17 protein-coding genes, 1 tRNA gene and 1 pseudogene are annotated in these 16,369 nt (G+C 53.2%); 15 read left to right on the forward strand and 4 right to left on the reverse strand.

Going from position 1 to position 16,369, the window contains the following annotated elements; genetic code table 11:
- The first annotated feature begins 70 nt into the window (after positions 1 to 70).
- Positions 71 to 146: transfer RNA gene (locus tag ACLD11_RS14260), tRNA-Trp, on the forward strand.
- A 101-nt stretch (positions 147 to 247) separates the two neighbouring features.
- On the opposite strand, the gene hdfR is transcribed toward ACLD11_RS14260, so the two are convergent.
- Complete coding sequence (gene hdfR, locus ACLD11_RS14265; protein ID WP_183059607.1) at positions 248 to 1,096, reverse strand: HTH-type transcriptional regulator HdfR; 849 nt, start codon at positions 1,094 to 1,096, stop codon at positions 248 to 250.
- Positions 1,097 to 1,202: 106 nt separating this feature from the next.
- Here hdfR and maoP point away from each other — a divergent pair, with 106 nt between their 5' ends.
- Positions 1,203 to 1,541, forward strand: coding sequence for a macrodomain Ori organization protein MaoP (gene maoP / locus ACLD11_RS14270; RefSeq protein WP_000840996.1), 339 nt, complete (start codon positions 1,203 to 1,205; stop codon positions 1,539 to 1,541).
- A 24-nt stretch (positions 1,542 to 1,565) separates the two neighbouring features.
- Here maoP and ACLD11_RS14275 read toward each other — a convergent pair whose 3' ends face one another.
- The gene (locus ACLD11_RS14275; RefSeq protein ID WP_411015036.1) at positions 1,566 to 3,086 is read right to left on the reverse strand and encodes a YifB family Mg chelatase-like AAA ATPase; all 1,521 of its coding nucleotides are present in this window, start codon (positions 3,084 to 3,086) and stop codon (positions 1,566 to 1,568) included.
- Positions 3,087 to 3,437: 351 nt separating this feature from the next.
- Between ACLD11_RS14275 and ilvL the strand changes: the two genes are divergently transcribed.
- The 9 genes from ilvL to ACLD11_RS14320 all read left to right on the forward strand — a co-directional run bounded on the left by ilvL (position 3,438) and on the right by ACLD11_RS14320 (position 11,017).
- The gene (gene ilvL / locus ACLD11_RS14280; protein WP_001311244.1) at positions 3,438 to 3,536 is read left to right on the forward strand and encodes an ilv operon leader peptide; all 99 of its coding nucleotides are present in this window, start codon (positions 3,438 to 3,440) and stop codon (positions 3,534 to 3,536) included.
- An 86-nt stretch (positions 3,537 to 3,622) separates the two neighbouring features.
- Positions 3,623 to 3,673 (forward strand): peptide IlvX, encoded by a 51-nt coding sequence (ilvX, locus tag ACLD11_RS14285; RefSeq protein ID WP_192930503.1) that lies wholly within the window; start codon positions 3,623 to 3,625, stop codon positions 3,671 to 3,673.
- 2 nt (positions 3,674 to 3,675) lie between these two features.
- Positions 3,676 to 5,322: an acetolactate synthase 2 catalytic subunit gene (ilvG, locus tag ACLD11_RS14290; protein ID WP_001012554.1), complete on the forward strand. Its 1,647-nt coding sequence runs from the start codon at positions 3,676 to 3,678 to the stop codon at positions 5,320 to 5,322.
- A complete protein-coding gene (gene ilvM / locus ACLD11_RS14295) occupies positions 5,319 to 5,582 on the forward strand; it encodes an acetolactate synthase 2 small subunit (RefSeq protein ID WP_000983260.1) in 264 nt (87 codons plus the stop codon). The genes ilvG and ilvM overlap by 4 nt, the downstream gene beginning before the upstream one ends.
- 17 nt (positions 5,583 to 5,599) lie before the next feature.
- On the forward strand, positions 5,600 to 6,529 hold the full coding sequence (gene ilvE, locus ACLD11_RS14300; protein ID WP_000208528.1) for a branched-chain-amino-acid transaminase: 930 nt from the start codon (positions 5,600 to 5,602) through the stop codon (positions 6,527 to 6,529).
- A gap of 152 nt (positions 6,530 to 6,681) precedes the next feature.
- Complete coding sequence (gene ilvD, locus ACLD11_RS14305; RefSeq protein WP_411015037.1) at positions 6,682 to 8,532, forward strand: dihydroxy-acid dehydratase; 1,851 nt, start codon at positions 6,682 to 6,684, stop codon at positions 8,530 to 8,532.
- 2 nt (positions 8,533 to 8,534) lie between these two features.
- Complete coding sequence (gene ilvA, locus ACLD11_RS14310) at positions 8,535 to 10,079, forward strand: threonine ammonia-lyase, biosynthetic (protein ID WP_411015055.1); 1,545 nt, start codon at positions 8,535 to 8,537, stop codon at positions 10,077 to 10,079.
- A gap of 282 nt (positions 10,080 to 10,361) precedes the next feature.
- Positions 10,362 to 10,679 (forward strand): type II toxin-antitoxin system RelE/ParE family toxin, encoded by a 318-nt coding sequence (locus ACLD11_RS14315; RefSeq protein WP_000535852.1) that lies wholly within the window; start codon positions 10,362 to 10,364, stop codon positions 10,677 to 10,679.
- Positions 10,676 to 11,017, forward strand: a complete 342-nt coding sequence (locus tag ACLD11_RS14320) for a helix-turn-helix domain-containing protein (protein ID WP_000560822.1) — start codon at positions 10,676 to 10,678, stop codon at positions 11,015 to 11,017. The genes ACLD11_RS14315 and ACLD11_RS14320 overlap by 4 nt, the downstream gene beginning before the upstream one ends.
- A gap of 2 nt (positions 11,018 to 11,019) precedes the next feature.
- Here the strand turns inward: ACLD11_RS14320 and ilvY are convergent, their stop codons facing one another.
- Positions 11,020 to 11,907, reverse strand: a complete 888-nt coding sequence (gene ilvY, locus ACLD11_RS14325) for an HTH-type transcriptional activator IlvY (protein ID WP_411015038.1) — start codon at positions 11,905 to 11,907, stop codon at positions 11,020 to 11,022.
- Between the two features lie 163 nt (positions 11,908 to 12,070).
- Here ilvY and ilvC point away from each other — a divergent pair, with 163 nt between their 5' ends.
- The gene (gene ilvC / locus ACLD11_RS14330; RefSeq protein WP_411015039.1) at positions 12,071 to 13,546 is read left to right on the forward strand and encodes a ketol-acid reductoisomerase; all 1,476 of its coding nucleotides are present in this window, start codon (positions 12,071 to 12,073) and stop codon (positions 13,544 to 13,546) included.
- Positions 13,547 to 13,637: 91 nt separating this feature from the next.
- Here the strand turns inward: ilvC and ppiC are convergent, their stop codons facing one another.
- Positions 13,638 to 13,919, reverse strand: a complete 282-nt coding sequence (gene ppiC / locus ACLD11_RS14335; protein ID WP_001631442.1) for a peptidylprolyl isomerase PpiC — start codon at positions 13,917 to 13,919, stop codon at positions 13,638 to 13,640.
- A 193-nt stretch (positions 13,920 to 14,112) separates the two neighbouring features.
- Here ppiC and ACLD11_RS14340 point away from each other — a divergent pair, with 193 nt between their 5' ends.
- The 3 genes and pseudogenes from ACLD11_RS14340 to pnuC all read left to right on the forward strand — a co-directional run bounded on the left by ACLD11_RS14340 (position 14,113) and on the right by pnuC (position 16,314).
- Positions 14,113 to 14,814, forward strand: coding sequence for a Crp/Fnr family transcriptional regulator (locus ACLD11_RS14340; RefSeq protein ID WP_183058928.1), 702 nt, complete (start codon positions 14,113 to 14,115; stop codon positions 14,812 to 14,814).
- Between the two features lie 28 nt (positions 14,815 to 14,842).
- Positions 14,843 to 15,586, forward strand: a pseudogene (locus ACLD11_RS14345) (nucleoside phosphorylase).
- Positions 15,586 to 16,314, forward strand: coding sequence for a nicotinamide riboside transporter PnuC (pnuC, locus tag ACLD11_RS14350; RefSeq protein ID WP_411012417.1), 729 nt, complete (start codon positions 15,586 to 15,588; stop codon positions 16,312 to 16,314). Before ACLD11_RS14345 ends, pnuC begins: the two are co-directional and overlap by 1 nt.
- The last annotated feature ends 55 nt before the right edge of the window (positions 16,315 to 16,369 follow it).

A 16,369-nucleotide genomic window follows, 5' to 3' on the forward strand; every position in this document is an offset into this window, starting at 1 on the left:
TTGGTTAGAATACCTGCCTGTCACGCAGGGGGTCGCGGGTTCGAGTCCCGTCCGTTCCGCCACCCTAATTAGGGGCGTAGTTCAATTGGTAGAGCACCGGTCTCCAAAACCGGGTGTTGGGAGTTCGAGTCTCTCCGCCCCTGCCAGAAATAATCCTTAGCATCTGCTAAGGATTTTTTTTTGCCTGAAATTACCTGATTATCTGATCAGGTAATCGTAAGTTCCCTTCTTTTTCTTTTCATCATTTTCATTGTTCATCCAGCACATCCGTTTTTAACAGATCGCAGATCAGCGAGTATTTATCGCTATTTTGCAGCCAAATGGCGTATAGCGGCCGTGAAAGCGTTGCGCTGTCGGCAACGGTATGTAATCCGCCCTTTTCATTTGCCCAGTTTACAGGAAGCCAGCTACAGCCATTTAATGCGCTAAGCTGCTGTCGGGCGAGTTCGGCTGAGCTGGTTGTTAATACCGGCACTTCATCTGCTGCGATCAGCCCGGTTTCATGCTGTTGGAAGTCTGGTCCCCACTCCAACCGCAGATAATTGAGTTCTGATTTCTTACGGGCAGGGCTGCTGCAATACAACGCCAAAGTGAAGTGCCCTAATAGCTGACTGCTGAACTCATCCATTTTGGGCGCTTCGGTAGTAATGAGGAGATCAAGCTGGCGTTCATGAAGTTGCTTCACAAGCGATTGCCGTTGAGCGATTCTGGCTTCGAATTGCAGGCCGCTTTGCGGCTCCTGTAGTTGGTACAGTCGACCTAGCCAGGCGTTAAGCATACATTCCCATAAAGACGCGCTGGCGCCGATGGAAAACTCATTATGGCGTGAGGTATGCGCCACCTCTTTACGTGCCGTCTGCCACGTATTCATCAGCGTTTCCGCATACGGTAAAAGTTTTTCGCCAGCCGTGGTTAAACGGATATTGTTTCTGTGCCGCGTAAAAAGGTTTACGCCCAGTTGATTCTCCAGTTGCCTGATACGGAAGCTCACCGCGGATTGCGTCAGGTAAAGTGCTTCTGCGGCCCGCCCGAAATGGCGTGTCCGGCTAACTTCCAGGAAAGTTTTTAACAATTCCGTATCCACTGTGCTCTCCACAAAATTATTTGTCGTTATGATTTAAATGTTTTGTTTTACACTCTGTCAAGCGTAACTAATACTCCGCGCCATAAATAGCTCAGACAAAGAATTAGGAGCGTGCAGGATGGCGGAAAGCTTTACGACGACTAATCGATATTTTGACAATAAACATTATCCACGTGGATTCTCTCGTCACGGTGATTTCACGATTAAAGAGGCACAACTGCTTGAGCGTCATGGTCATGCCTTTAATGATCTGGATCTTGGCAAGCGTGAGCCTGTGACTGAAGAAGAGAAGCTGTTTGTAGCGGTATGTCGCGGCGAACGCGAGCCGGTAACGGATGCAGAACGCGTCTGGTCCAAGTATATGACGCGTATCAAGCGTCCAAAACGCTTCCACACCTTGTCTGGCGGCAAGCCGCAAGTTGAAGGCGCAGAAGACTACACCGAAGCTGATGATTAATAAAAAGGGCGTAATGCCCTTTTTTTACGCCAACAGCTTTTGCAAATGAATTAACAACCTGTCTATCGCCCGATAGCTTACCGCCTCCTGCAAATGCTGACGCGAGATCTGGTCAGCCAGTTCTATGTCGGCAATGGTTCTGGCCACTTTTAGTAAACGCTGCCAGGCGCGAATGGATAATCCAAGATGCACCAGTGTCTCTTCAAGCCAGCGGGCGTCATCGTGATGCAAAACACAATATTTTTGGATTTCACGACCCTCCAGACGCGCGTTTAACTTCTTCTGGCGTCGGTACTGCCGTTCATGGGCGGCGATGACCCGCTTTTTTACCGTAGCGCTGCTCTCACCCTTTGAGGCGTGTTGGCTAAGAATTCCGGGCGGAGGAAGCGGTATCTCAAGCGAAAGGTCAAAACGATCAAGAAACGGGCCTGACAACCTATTAAGGTAACGTAGTGTCTGTTCTGGCGTGCAGCGATTATGGTTTCCCTGATAATGTCCGGTTGGGCTGGGATTCATTGCGGCGATTAACTGGAACCTGGCAGGGTACGTTATTTTCGCTCTGGTACGGGATAAATGAATTTGACCGGATTCTATAGGTTCACGTAGCGCATCCAGTGTGCGTCGCTCAAATTCAGGCAATTCATCAAGGAACAAAATTCCGTTGTGCGCCAGCGATATCTCTCCCGGTGCGGGTATTGCGCCGCCGCCGACCATAGCAGTAAGTGAGGCGCTATGATGAGGTGAGCGAAAGGGGCGTTGCTGCCATCGTTTTTGTACCGTATCGGCATTAACCAGACTGAGGATCGCGGCGCTTTCCAACGCCTCTTCATTGCTTAATAGTGGAAGAATCCCGCTCAGTCGACTGGCCAGCATGGTTTTACCCGTACCCGGCGGGCCGATCAATAGCAGATTATGTCCCCCTGCCGCTGTAATCTCCAGGCCGCGTTTACCCTGCTCCTGACCGATCACATCGCGAAGATCGGCAGTTGCGGTAGGTGATGCCATATCCTGAGCTAAAGGTCTTTCCAGGGCGTGTTTCCCTTCCAGAAAGGCGCAGACGGTTTGTAGATGATCAGCGATAAAACATCCTTCTTTGCTGATAAGCCCAACCTCTGCCGCGTTCTCTGTTGCGACGATAATATTTCTGCCGGCCCTGATGGCTTCCGTTGCACTTGATATTGCGCCAGGAACGCCACGTAATGCGCCTGTAAGCGCTAACTCACCCACCAGCTCATATGCCTCAAGATTCGACGCTGTAAGCTGCTCAGACGCGGCCAGAAGCGCAACAGCAATAGGCAGGTCATACCTTCCGCCCTCTTTCGGTAGATCGGCTGGAGCAAGGTTAATGGTTATTTTTTTAGCCGGAAATTCATATCCGCTATTAATAATCGCACTACGTACCCGGTCACGCGCCTCTTTTACCGTGGTTTCCGGTAGGCCAACCATGGTTAATCCCGGTAATCCATTACTGATATGCACCTCTATAGTGATAGGCGGCGCATTGACGCCAAGTGCGGCGCGGGTATGAACAATCGCCAGTGACATAATCCCTCCTGTTACGTGGATTATGCGGAATAGAAGAGAAAATCGAATTACTGACTTTTTGTTTTTTAGCGGCTGATTCCTGAATTTTGGCGTCATTTTCAGGTAAGAAACATTAAACTGGAAGAACGCTCGCAGAAGCGAAAAGAAGGAAAACAGGGTGTAAAGCGCACCAAAAGGGGGAGGAAAACGTGAAAATTTTTCAGTTGCTAATTTTTCTTATAAAAAACAAAGCACTTTTAGGCATTCACCTGCATTATCTGAAACGTGGTTAAAAAAATATCTTGTGCTATTGGTAAAATCTATGGTAACTCTTTAGGTATTCCTTCGAACAAGATGCAAGAATAGACAAAAATGACAGCCCTTCTACGAGTGATTAGCCTGGTCGTGATTAGCGTGGTGGTGATTATTATCCCACCGTGCGGGGCTGCACTTGGACGAGGAAAGGCTTAGAAATCAAGCCTTAACGAACTAAGACCCCCGCACCGAAAGGTCCGGGGGTTTTTTTTTGCCTGAAAAACTTAAGCGAGGAGCAGAGCGTGAATAACAGCATAAAATTCTGTTTCTCAAGATTTACGACGGGGATGTAACTATGAACGGGGCACAGTGGGTGGTACATGCTTTGCGAGCGCAGGGGGTGAAAACCGTATTTGGTTATCCTGGCGGCGCAATTATGCCGGTTTACGACGCGTTGTATGACGGTGGTGTGGAGCATTTGTTGTGCCGACACGAGCAGGGTGCGGCAATGGCGGCAATCGGTTATGCCCGTTCTACCGGCAAAACCGGTGTTTGTATCGCCACCTCCGGCCCTGGCGCCACTAACCTGATCACTGGCCTGGCGGATGCGTTGTTAGATTCGGTCCCCGTCGTCGCGATCACGGGTCAGGTTTCCGCCCCGTTCATCGGCACTGATGCGTTCCAGGAGGTGGATGTGTTAGGGCTGTCGCTGGCCTGCACCAAACACAGCTTTCTGGTGCAGTCGCTGGCAGAGTTGCCGCGCATCATGGCGGAGGCTTTTGAAGTCGCTAACGCTGGCCGTCCTGGCCCGGTTCTGGTGGATATCCCGAAAGATATCCAGTTGGCCAGCGGTGAGCTGGAACCCTGGTTCACTACCGTTGCTAACGAAGCGACATTCCCGCAGGCTGATGTTGAACAGGCGCGCCAGATGCTGGAACAGGCGAAAAAACCCATGTTGTACGTCGGCGGTGGTGTTGGTATGGCGCAGGCGGTTCCGGCGCTGCGTAAATTTATCGCGGTAACGCAAATGCCAGTTACCTGCACGCTGAAAGGGCTGGGGGCTGTTGAAGCTGATTATCCGTACTATCTGGGCATGCTGGGAATGCACGGTACTAAAGCGGCTAATTTCGCGGTGCAAGAGTGTGATTTACTGATCGCAGTGGGTGCACGTTTTGATGACCGGGTGACCGGTAAGCTGAATACGTTTGCGCCGAACGCCAGCGTAATCCATATGGATATCGACCCGGCGGAAATGAACAAACTGCGTCAGGCACACGTCGCGTTGCAGGGCGATTTAAATTCGCTGTTGCCGGCATTACAGCAACCGCTGAAGATCGACGCATGGCGTCAGTCCTGTGCAGAGCTGCGCGCAGAACACGCCTGGCGCTATGACCATCCTGGCGAGACTATCTATGCGCCGTTGTTGTTGAAGCAATTGTCGGAACGCAAACCCGCAGACAGCGTGGTGACGACGGATGTGGGGCAGCATCAGATGTGGTCAGCCCAGCATATGACTTACACCCGCCCGGAGAACTTCATCACTTCCAGCGGTCTGGGGACGATGGGATTCGGCTTACCGGCGGCCGTTGGCGCGCAGGTAGCGCGACCGAATGATACCGTTATCTGTATCTCCGGTGACGGCTCCTTCATGATGAATGTTCAGGAGTTGGGCACCGTAAAACGCAAGCAGTTACCGTTGAAGATAGTCTTACTCGACAACCAGCGGTTAGGGATGGTTCGACAATGGCAGCAACTGTTTTTCCAGGAGCGATATAGCGAAACCACCCTGACCGATAACCCCGATTTCCTCATGCTGGCCAGCGCCTTCGGCATTCCAGGCCAGCACATTACTCGTAAAGACCAGGTTGAAGCGGCACTCGACACGATGTTGGCAAGCGAAGGGCCGTACCTGCTTCACGTCTCAATCGACGAACTTGAAAATGTCTGGCCGTTGGTGCCGCCTGGCGCCAGTAACTCTGAAATGCTGGAGAAATTATCATGATGCAACATCAGGTCAATGTATCGGCACGCTTTAATCCAGAAACCTTAGAACGTGTTTTACGCGTGGTGCGCCATCGTGGTTTTCAGGTGTGCTCCATGAATATGGAAGCTGCGACCGATGCGCAGAATATAAATATTGAATTGACCGTTGCCAGTCCCCGGTCGGTCGACTTACTGTTTAGTCAGTTAAGTAAACTGGTAGATGTTGCGCATGTTGCGATCTGCCAGAGCGCTGCCACATCACAACAAATCCGCGCCTGAGCGCAAAAGGAAGAAAAATGACGACGAAAAAAGCTGATTACATTTGGTTCAATGGCGAGATGGTGCGCTGGGAAGACGCGAAGGTTCACGTAATGTCTCACGCGCTGCACTACGGTACGTCGGTATTTGAAGGGATTCGGTGCTACGACTCTCACAAAGGCCCGGTAGTGTTTCGTCATCGTGAACATATGCAGCGCCTGCGCGACTCAGCAAAAATTTATCGTTTTCCGGTTTCCCAGAGCATTGATGAGCTGATGGAAGCCTGCCGCGACGTAATTCGTAAAAATAATCTGACCAGCGCCTATATCCGTCCGTTGGTATTTGTCGGCGATGTCGGTATGGGCGTTAACCCGCCCCCGGGATACACCACTGACGTCATCATCGCCGCGTTCCCGTGGGGGGCATATCTGGGTGCCGAAGCGCTGGATCAGGGGATCGATGCGATGGTTTCTTCCTGGAATCGCGCTGCGCCGAACACCATTCCGACCGCCGCCAAAGCGGGCGGGAACTATCTTTCCTCACTGCTGGTGGGTAGCGAAGCGCGCCGCCACGGCTATCAGGAAGGCATCGCCCTGGATGTAAACGGCTATATCTCCGAAGGCGCAGGCGAAAACCTGTTTGAGGTGAAAGATGGCGTGCTGTTTACTCCGCCGTTTACCTCTTCCGCGCTGCCAGGCATTACTCGCGACGCGATCATCAAACTGGCGAAAGAGCTGGGTATTGAAGTGCGCGAGCAGGTGCTGTCCCGTGAATCGCTGTATCTGGCCGACGAAGTGTTTATGTCCGGAACCGCGGCAGAAATTACTCCGGTACGCAGCGTTGATGGTATCCAGGTAGGCGAAGGCCGCTGCGGCCCTGTTACCAAGCGTATTCAACAAGCCTTCTTTGGTCTCTTCACTGGAGAAACCGAGGATAAATGGGGCTGGTTGGATCCGGTAAATTCATAATAAATAAAATTAATATTTTCCCAAAATAATTTGCGTCACAGGAAGGCGGCAACGCAGCGAATCCCCAGTGTAGTAAGTGACTGGGGTGAGTGAGGCAGCCAACGCACCTGTGGCGTGAAGTATGAAGGGAAAAGATGGGGAGTAAATAAAGCATGCCTAAGTACCGTTCCGCCACCACCACCCATGGTCGTAATATGGCGGGTGCCCGCGCGCTGTGGCGCGCCACCGGAATGACCGACAGTGATTTTGGCAAACCGATTATCGCCGTGGTGAACTCATTCACTCAGTTTGTGCCGGGTCACGTTCATCTGCGCGATCTCGGTAAGCTGGTCGCCGAACAGATTGAAGCTTCCGGCGGGGTGGCGAAAGAGTTCAACACTATTGCCGTGGATGACGGGATCGCCATGGGGCACGGGGGTATGCTCTATTCACTGCCGTCGCGCGAGCTGATCGCCGACTCCGTGGAGTACATGGTGAACGCTCACTGCGCTGACGCGATGGTGTGTATCTCCAACTGCGACAAAATCACCCCAGGGATGCTGATGGCCTCGCTGCGCCTGAATATTCCGGTGATCTTTGTCTCCGGCGGACCGATGGAAGCCGGGAAAACCAAACTGTCCGATCAGATCATCAAGCTCGATCTGGTTGATGCCATGATTCAGGGAGCGGACCCGAAAGTCTCTGACGATCAAAGTAACCAGGTGGAGCGCTCCGCCTGTCCAACCTGCGGCTCCTGCTCCGGCATGTTTACCGCTAACTCCATGAATTGCCTGACCGAAGCGCTGGGCCTGTCGCAGCCGGGCAACGGTTCGCTGCTGGCGACCCATGCTGACCGGAAGCAGTTGTTCCTCAATGCCGGTAAGCGGATTGTTGAACTGACTAAACGCTATTACGAGCAGGATGACGAAAGCGCACTGCCACGAAACATTGCCAACAAGGCGGCGTTTGAGAATGCGATGACGCTGGATATTGCGATGGGCGGTTCGACCAATACCGTTCTGCATCTACTGGCGGCGGCGCAGGAAGCGGAAATCGACTTCACCATGAGTGATATAGACAAGCTGTCCCGCAAGGTGCCGCAGTTGTGTAAAGTGGCGCCAAGTACCCAGAAATACCATATGGAAGACGTTCACCGTGCCGGCGGTGTGCTGGGTATTTTAGGCGAGCTGGATCGCGCCGGGCTGCTGAACCGCAACGTGAAAAACGTATTAGGCCTGACGCTGCCGCAAACGCTGGAACAATACGACGTTATGCTGACCCAGGATGACGCAGTAAAAAATATGTTCCGCGCTGGCCCTGCCGGTATCCGTACTACCCAGGCGTTCTCTCAGGATTGTCGCTGGGATTCGCTGGATGACGACCGCGCAGCAGGTTGCATCCGCTCGCTGGAATATGCCTATAGCAAAGACGGCGGTCTGGCGGTGCTGTATGGCAACTTCGCCGAAAACGGCTGCATCGTTAAAACCGCGGGCGTGGATGACAGCATCCTTAAATTCACCGGCCCTGCCAAAGTTTACGAAAGCCAGGACGACGCGGTAGAAGCGATTCTCGGCGGCAAAGTAGTGGAAGGCGATGTAGTCGTGATCCGCTACGAAGGGCCGAAAGGCGGGCCGGGAATGCAGGAAATGCTCTATCCGACCAGTTTCCTGAAGTCGATGGGGCTGGGCAAAGCCTGCGCGCTCATCACCGATGGGCGTTTCTCCGGCGGTACTTCGGGTCTTTCCATCGGCCACGTCTCGCCGGAAGCGGCCAGCGGCGGCACTATTGCGTTGATTGAAGATGGCGACACTATTGCGATTGATATCCCGAACCGCAGCATTCAGTTGCAGTTGAGCGAGGCTGAAATCGCCGCACGCCGCGAGGCGCAGGAAGCTCGCGGCGATAAAGCCTGGACGCCGAAAAATCGTCAGCGCCAGGTTTCGTTTGCCCTGCGTGCCTACGCCAGCCTGGCGACCAGCGCCGATAAAGGTGCGGTGCGCGATAAATCGAAACTGGGAGGCTGATGATGGCGGAATCTCAACCTCTGTCAGTCGCGCCGGAAGGGGCGGAGTATCTGCGCGCGGTGCTACGCGCGCCAGTATACGAAGCGGCACAGGTGACGCCGCTGCAAAAAATGGAAAAGCTCTCGTCACGTCTGGACAACGTTATTCTCGTCAAACGCGAAGACCGGCAACCGGTACATAGCTTTAAGCTGCGCGGCGCTTACGCGATGATGGCCGGATTGACCGAAGAACAAAAAGCCCACGGCGTGATTACCGCTTCAGCGGGGAACCATGCACAGGGCGTGGCGTTCTCCTCCGCGCGGCTTGGCGTGAAGTCTCTGATCGTCATGCCAAAAGCAACGGCGGATATTAAAGTCGATGCGGTACGCGGTTTTGGCGGCGAAGTGCTGTTGCACGGCGCTAATTTTGATGAAGCGAAGGCGAAAGCTATTGAACTGGCGCAGCAGCAGGGTTTTACCTGGGTGCCGCCGTTTGATCACCCAATGGTGATCGCCGGGCAGGGCACGCTGGCGCTGGAACTGCTTCAGCAGGATTCGCATCTCGATCGTGTCTTTGTGCCGGTTGGCGGCGGCGGCCTGGCGGCGGGCGTAGCGGTACTGATCAAACAATTGATGCCGCAAATCAAAGTGATTGCCGTCGAAGCGGAGGATTCCGCCTGCCTGAAAGCGGCGTTGGAAGCCGGTCATCCAGTGGATCTCCCGCGCGTTGGGTTATTTGCTGAAGGCGTGGCGGTAAAACGCATCGGCGACGAAACGTTCCGGCTGTGTCAGGAATACCTTGATGATATTGTCACCGTGGATAGCGACGCTATCTGCGCGGCGATGAAAGATTTGTTTGAAGATGTGCGTGCGGTGGCGGAGCCGTCCGGCGCGCTGGCGCTGGCGGGGATGAAGAAATATATCGGCCAGCACAATATTCGCGGCGAACGCCTGGCGCACGTCCTTTCCGGCGCCAACGTCAACTTCCACGGCTTGCGCTATGTGTCTGAACGCTGCGAGCTGGGGGAACAGCGCGAAGCGTTACTGGCGGTGACCATTCCGGAAGAAAAGGGGAGCTTTCTCAAATTCTGCCAGTTGCTTGGCGGGCGTATGGTCACCGAATTTAACTACCGTTTTGCCGATGCGAAAAATGCCTGTATTTTTGTCGGCGTACGCGTCAGTCAGGGGCTGGAGGAGCGAAAAGAGATTATCACCCAACTGTGCGACGGCGGTTATAGCGTAGTGGATCTCTCCGACGATGAAATGGCGAAGCTGCATGTGCGCTATATGGTCGGTGGGCGTCCATCCCATCCGCTACAGGAACGCCTCTACAGCTTTGAATTTCCGGAGTCACCCGGCGCGTTGCTCAAATTCCTGCATACGCTTGGCACGCACTGGAATATTTCGCTATTCCATTACCGTAGCCACGGTACCGATTATGGCCGCGTGCTGGCGGCGTTCGAGTTAGGCGATCATGAGCCGGATTTCGAAACCCGGCTGCATGAGCTGGGCTATGAATGCCATGATGAGAGCAATAACCCGGCGTTCCGGTTCTTTCTGGCGGGTTAATTCAGCGTTTAGTTTTTCAGGCCCACAAAGTAAAGTGGGCCTGATATCCAGATATGATCTTCCCTCAGTTATTGGGCTTTTCTGCCAGCCCGGAGCATCCACTCATTTAATTTTGCGAGACGTTTTCCAGAAGGCGCCCAATCTGCTTGTGGTGAAACTCGGCTCACCATATCGTTAGCACCGCTATCACTTGCATCTGCTAAAAGCAATGTATAAAATTTTATACACAAGGATGTTATGTTACTCACCCGAGCTTTCTCCAATGAAAAAGAAATTCGATGGGTGGGATCTTCTCTGGAGGATCTCCTGGCTTTTCCCATAACGGTACGCAAAGCAGTCGGTTATCAGCTTCACAAAATTCAGTATGGAATTGAACCCGATGACTGGAAACCGTTTTCAGAAATTGGGGCTGGGGTAAATGAAATTCGGATTCGTGACAACAATGGTATCTATCGCGTTATGTATGTCGCTAAGTTTGAAGAAGCACTCTACGTTTTGCATAGTTTCCAAAAACAGACGCAACAAACCAGTCAGCACGATAAAAACATCGCCAGAACGCGTTATAACCGGGTGGTGCAACAACGGAGAAACAGCTTGTGATTGCCAAAACTGATAGTGATATTCGCCATGTGACGCCATCTGGCGGTAATGTTTTTGCTGATTTGGGGTTTGATAAGCAGGACGCAGAAAAGTTTTACGCTGATTCCCTGAGTGAAATCGAAAACACGTTAGCCATTAAAGAACAGCTCATGGAAGAAATTACCCTCTGGATTACGCGAAACCAGATGAAGCAAGCCGAGGTTGCTACAGTTTTGCATATATCCCGACCGCGCGTTTCGGATGTCGTCAACAAGAAATGCAGCAAATTCACCATTGATGCTCTGGTGAATATGCTTAGCCGTATTGGGAAGCCTGTTCGGGTAATGGTAGGGCCGTAAAACTAATTCGGTAAAATCTTCCAGAACGCATCAATTAGCGGCTCATGCAGCCGCTTTTTTTGCGCGCAGACGCCAAGCTCAAACGGCGTTTTTTCATCGCTGCGTTCTAAAATCATCACCCGGTTGCGCACCGGTTCCGGGCTGTTTTCCAGCACCACTTCCGGCAGTAGCGCCACGCCGCAGCCCAGCGCCACCATTGAAACCATCGCTTCATGACCGCCGACGGTGGCGTAAATCTGCGGATTGCTGATTTTATGGCGGCGAAACCACAGCTCAATGCGGCGGCGTACCGGCCCCTGATCGGCCATGATAAACGGCACCGTCGACCAGTCGGGCTTATCAACCGAAACCTGATTACGCACCGGGCAGGGCAGCGCCGGGGCGATCAGCACCACCGCCAGATTTTCCAGCATCGAAAACGCCACCGCGCCGGGCAGCATTTCTGGTTTGCCGGCGATTGCCAGGTCCGCTTCTCCCGTTACCACCTTTTCCATCGCATCGGCAGCATCTCCGGTCGTCAATTTGATTTCAACAGAAGGGTGTTCGGCGCGAAAACGGTCAAGGATCGGCGGCAGATGACTGTATGCCGCGGTTACTGAACAGAAGATATGGAGTTCGCCGGAAAGGGACGGCCCCTGCTGATCGAGGGTATGGCGCAACTGCTGATATTGCAAAAGCGTCTGTTGGGCAAACACGCGCAGCTCTTCACCCGCTTCGGTCAGCGTGACCGTGCGGTTATCGCGCACAAACAGCGGCTGGCCGAGATCTTCTTCCAGCCGCTGGATCTGCCGGGAGAGCGTGGAGGGGCTGACGTGCATCGCCCGCGCGCTGCGGCCAAAGTGGCGGCTTTCCGCCAGATGCAGGAAGGTTTTTAGATCGCGTAAATCCACAGACAGACCTCCGGTTTTTGACGTTGCATAAACCGCAACATAACGTTGTGAATATATCAATTTCCGCAATAAATTTCCTGTTGTAATGTGGGTTCATTCGCACAGATAGCAATCTGTAAACCGAACAATAAGCGCGACACACAACATCACGGAGTACACCATCATGGCTAACTACTTTAATACACTGAATCTGCGCCAGCAGCTGGCGCAGTTGGGTAAATGCCGCTTTATGGGCCGCGACGAATTCGCCGACGGCGCGAGCTACCTTCAGGGTAAAAAAGTGGTCATCGTCGGCTGCGGCGCTCAGGGTCTGAACCAGGGCCTGAACATGCGTGACTCCGGTCTGGATATCGCCTACGCCCTGCGTAAAGAAGCGATTGCTGAGAAGCGTGCTTCCTGGCGTAAAGCGACCGAAAACGGCTTCAAAGTGGGTACCTACGAAGAGCTGATCCCGCAGGCGGATCTGGTGGTTAACCTGACGCCGGACAAACAGCACTCCGACGTGGTGCGTTCTGTACAGCCGCTGATGAAAGACGGCGCGGCGCTGGGCTACTCCCACGGCTTCAACATCGTCGAAGTGGGCGAGCAGATCCGTAAAGACATCACCGTGGTGATGGTGGCGCCGAAGTGTCCGGGCACCGAAGTGCGCGAAGAGTACAAACGTGGTTTCGGCGTGCCGACGCTGATCGCCGTTCACCCGGAAAACGACCCGAAAGGCGAAGGCATGGCGATTGCGAAAGCCTGGGCTGCGGCCACCGGCGGTCACCGTGCGGGCGTACTGGAATCTTCTTTCGTGGCGGAAGTGAAATCTGACCTGATGGGCGAGCAGACTATTCTGTGCGGTATGCTGCAGGCCGGCTCCCTGCTGTGCTTCGACAAGCTGGTGGCAGAAGGCACCGACCCGGCATACGCCGAAAAACTGATTCAGTTCGGCTGGGAAACCATCACCGAAGCGCTGAAGCAGGGGGGTATCACTCTGATGATGGACCGTCTGTCTAACCCGGCGAAACTGCGTGCTTACGCGCTGTCCGAACAATTGAAAGAGATCATGGCGCCGCTGTTCCAGAAGCATATGGATGACATCATTTCCGGCGAATTCTCGTCCGGCATGATGGCTGACTGGGCTAACGACGATAAGAAACTGCTGACCTGGCGTGAAGAGACCGGTAAAACCGCGTTCGAAACCGCGCCGCAGTTTGAAGGTAAAATCGGCGAGCAGGAGTACTTCGATAAAGGCGTGCTGATGATTGCGATGGTGAAAGCGGGCGTTGAGCTGGCGTTCGAAACCATGGTCGATTCCGGCATCATCGAAGAATCCGCTTACTACGAATCACTGCACGAGCTGCCGCTGATCGCGAACACTATCGCCCGTAAGCGTCTGTACGAAATGAACGTGGTTATCTCCGATACCGCAGAATACGGTAACTATCTGTTCTCTTACGCTTGCGTACCGCTGCTGAAACCGTTTATGGCGGAATTGCAACCGGGCGATCTGGGTCACGCTATCCCGGAAGGCGCAGTAGACAACGCACAGCTTCGCGACGTGAACGACGCGATTCGTAGTCATGCTATCGAGAAAGTGGGCCAGAAACTGCGCGGCTATATGACGGATATGAAGCGTATTGCGGTAGCGGGTTGATATACCTTGTCGGGTGGCGCTAGCGCTTACCCGACCTACAAAATCAATCAGACGATGTAGGCCGGGTAAGGCGTAGCCGCCACCCGGCTTTTTATTTGCGATACAATACCTTAATGATGTGGTAACCGAACTGGGTATGCAATGGGCCGGTTGGCTCCAGTACCGGGCAGGAAAAGACCACTTTATCGAATGCCGGAACCATCTGGCCCTGACGAAATTCGCCTAAATGACCGCCTTTTTTACCGGATGGGCAGATAGAATGCTTCTTCGCCAGCTTCTCAAAATCGCCGCCGTTTTTAATTTGCTCCAGAAGATCTAAAGCCAGCTTTTCTTCTTTTACAAGAATATGCAGTGCTGCTGCCGTTTTTGCCATTATTGTGTTCTCACGTCGCAAAGATTGGCCGTCACTTTATCACTCCTTAGGCCGTCAGACATATACTCTTCGCCATTACAGGACAGATGTCCCGCCTGATTTAATGAACCGGGAGATAAGCGGCATTTTTAGCGGGCGTATTTCGGATTTGCGGGACGGCGGTCCTGTCCTTTCTGGCAAGGGGCGAGATACCATGAACATAATGAAAAACGCAGAATTTCCAGACGACTGGCTTTTAGGGCTACGCCAGGTCGTACGCGACCCAGTGCTTTATGAATTACTCAAATATTGTCCGTTGGAAATCATGCAGTGCTGGCGATTTGACGACATTTCCCGCGGCGCGCTTATCTGCCGCCAGGGGGAAATATGCCAGCAATTTTCGCTCATCGTGGCCGGTGAAGTGGATGTTTTTTACGAAGCTGAAGATGGACGCCGTTACCGGCAGGCGCGTTATGGCAAAGGCGACATGCTGGGTGAGCTGGAGATATTTGAGTCGCGGCATTACATCTGTTCTGTCGTAGCCGTCGGCAATGTACAGCTACTCAGCCTGGCGCAAGCGCATTTTTGCCGCTGGCTGACACTGGATAACCACTTTAACCAGCGAATGCTGCGTTTTTTCAGCCAACAGTATTACCAGTTGTCGAAAAAGGCCAGTAGCGACAATTTGTACTCGCTGCATCAGCGCGTATGCCAGGCATTATGGCTGCGTTATCAACAATATGAATCAACCACTATTTTGCTTGATAAGCAGAATCTTGGTCAGGAATTTGCGGCGACAACGCGCAGTATCAACCGGATACTGCACGATCTGAAATCGTTGAACATTATCGATACCGACGGTGAGCGGATCATTTTACTGGCTCCTGAAAAACTCAAACAGGAGGCGGACATCTGAACCTCTCAGAACAATAAGGAGACGGGAGATGCAACCCCATATTCGGCTTAACACAAGCATGACCCGCGCGAAATATGCGCTTTTGCCCGGCGATCCCGGGCGGGTGGATAGAATCGCCCGTTTTCTTGATAAGGCTGAGATTCTGGGTCAAAACCGGGAGTTTCGCGCGGCGCGCGGCTGGTATCAGGGCGTTGAAATAGTCGTGCTCTCCACCGGAATCGGCGGACCGTCAACCGCTATCGCCATCGAGGAGTTACGCCAGGTTGGCGTCAACACATTAATCCGTATCGGTAGTTGCGGCGCGTTGCAGGACTCGCTGGCGTAGGGCGATGTGATCATCGCCCACGGCGCGGTGGCTGACGACGGCGCCAGCAAAACCTATGCACCCGCCAGTTATCCGGCCTGTGCGGACCCGTATCTTACCGCCACGCTGATACAGCAGGCGAAACAGATGAATATCTCTGCCGTTTACGGGCTGGTGCGCAGCCATGACAGCTTTTATACCGATCGCGAAGCTGAACTGGATGCCGAATGGTCGGCCCGTGGGGTTCTCGGCGCGGATATGGAAACCGCCGCGTTGATGGTCGTGGGGGCGTTACGTGGGCTGCGTACAGCGTCGTTGCTAAATGTGGTCGTCGCGCATAATGGTTGTCTGGAGAGCAGCATTAACCATTATGTTCAGCAGGATATCTTGTGCCAGCAAGGTGAAGAACGCCAGATTTCTCTGGCGCTTCAGGCCATTTATTTCGATAGTTTGCAAGGAGAGCAATGATGGACTTTTTCAGCATTAACAATGTAATGGTCAACATTCCTCTCGGCGAGGGTGGGTATGCGCTGTCGTGGATTGAGGCTATCGGCACCGTCTTCGGCTTATTGTGCATTTGGTGCGCCAGTCGGGAAAAAATCATTAATTACCTGTTTGGCTTGATTAACGTCACTCTGTTTGCCGCCATCTTTTTTCAGATTCAACTGTATGCCAGCTTGCTGCTTCAGGTGTTTTTCTTTGCGGCGAATATTTACGGCTGGTACGCATGGAGCCGGCAGAATGACGCCCAGGAAGCCGCTCTGAAAGTACGCTGGCTTTCTCGTCAACAAACATGGGGGTTGGGGGGCATATGTATTATCGCCATTCTGCTGATGACGTGGTTTATCGATCCGGTCTTCGCTATGTTGACCCGCGTTATGCTCGCCCTGCTGCAAACGGTAGGTATGCAGGTGGCGATGCCTGAACTCCAGCCGGACGCGTTCCCGTTCTGGGATTCCACCATGCTGGTGTTGTCGATTGCGGCGATGGTGCTGATGACCCGCAAGTACGTGGAAAACTGGCTGCTGTGGGTGATTATTGATGTAATTAGCGTCGTGATCTATGCGGTACAGGGCGTTTATGCGATGTCGCTTGAGTATGTTCTGCTGACGGCGATCGCGCTAATGGGTTCTTACAGTTGGATCAAGGGCGCACAGCGTAATGGCTATACGCCGCTTGCCGCCAGAGCCTGCTGATTGACCTTTTCCAGGCTGCCTGAAAAAGCAGCCTGGTCTTCTCTGGGCCTCGCTT

The organism is Salmonella sp. 741265116_PST (assembly GCF_046567715.1).
Taxonomy (GTDB): domain Bacteria; phylum Pseudomonadota; class Gammaproteobacteria; order Enterobacterales; family Enterobacteriaceae; genus Salmonella; species Salmonella enterica.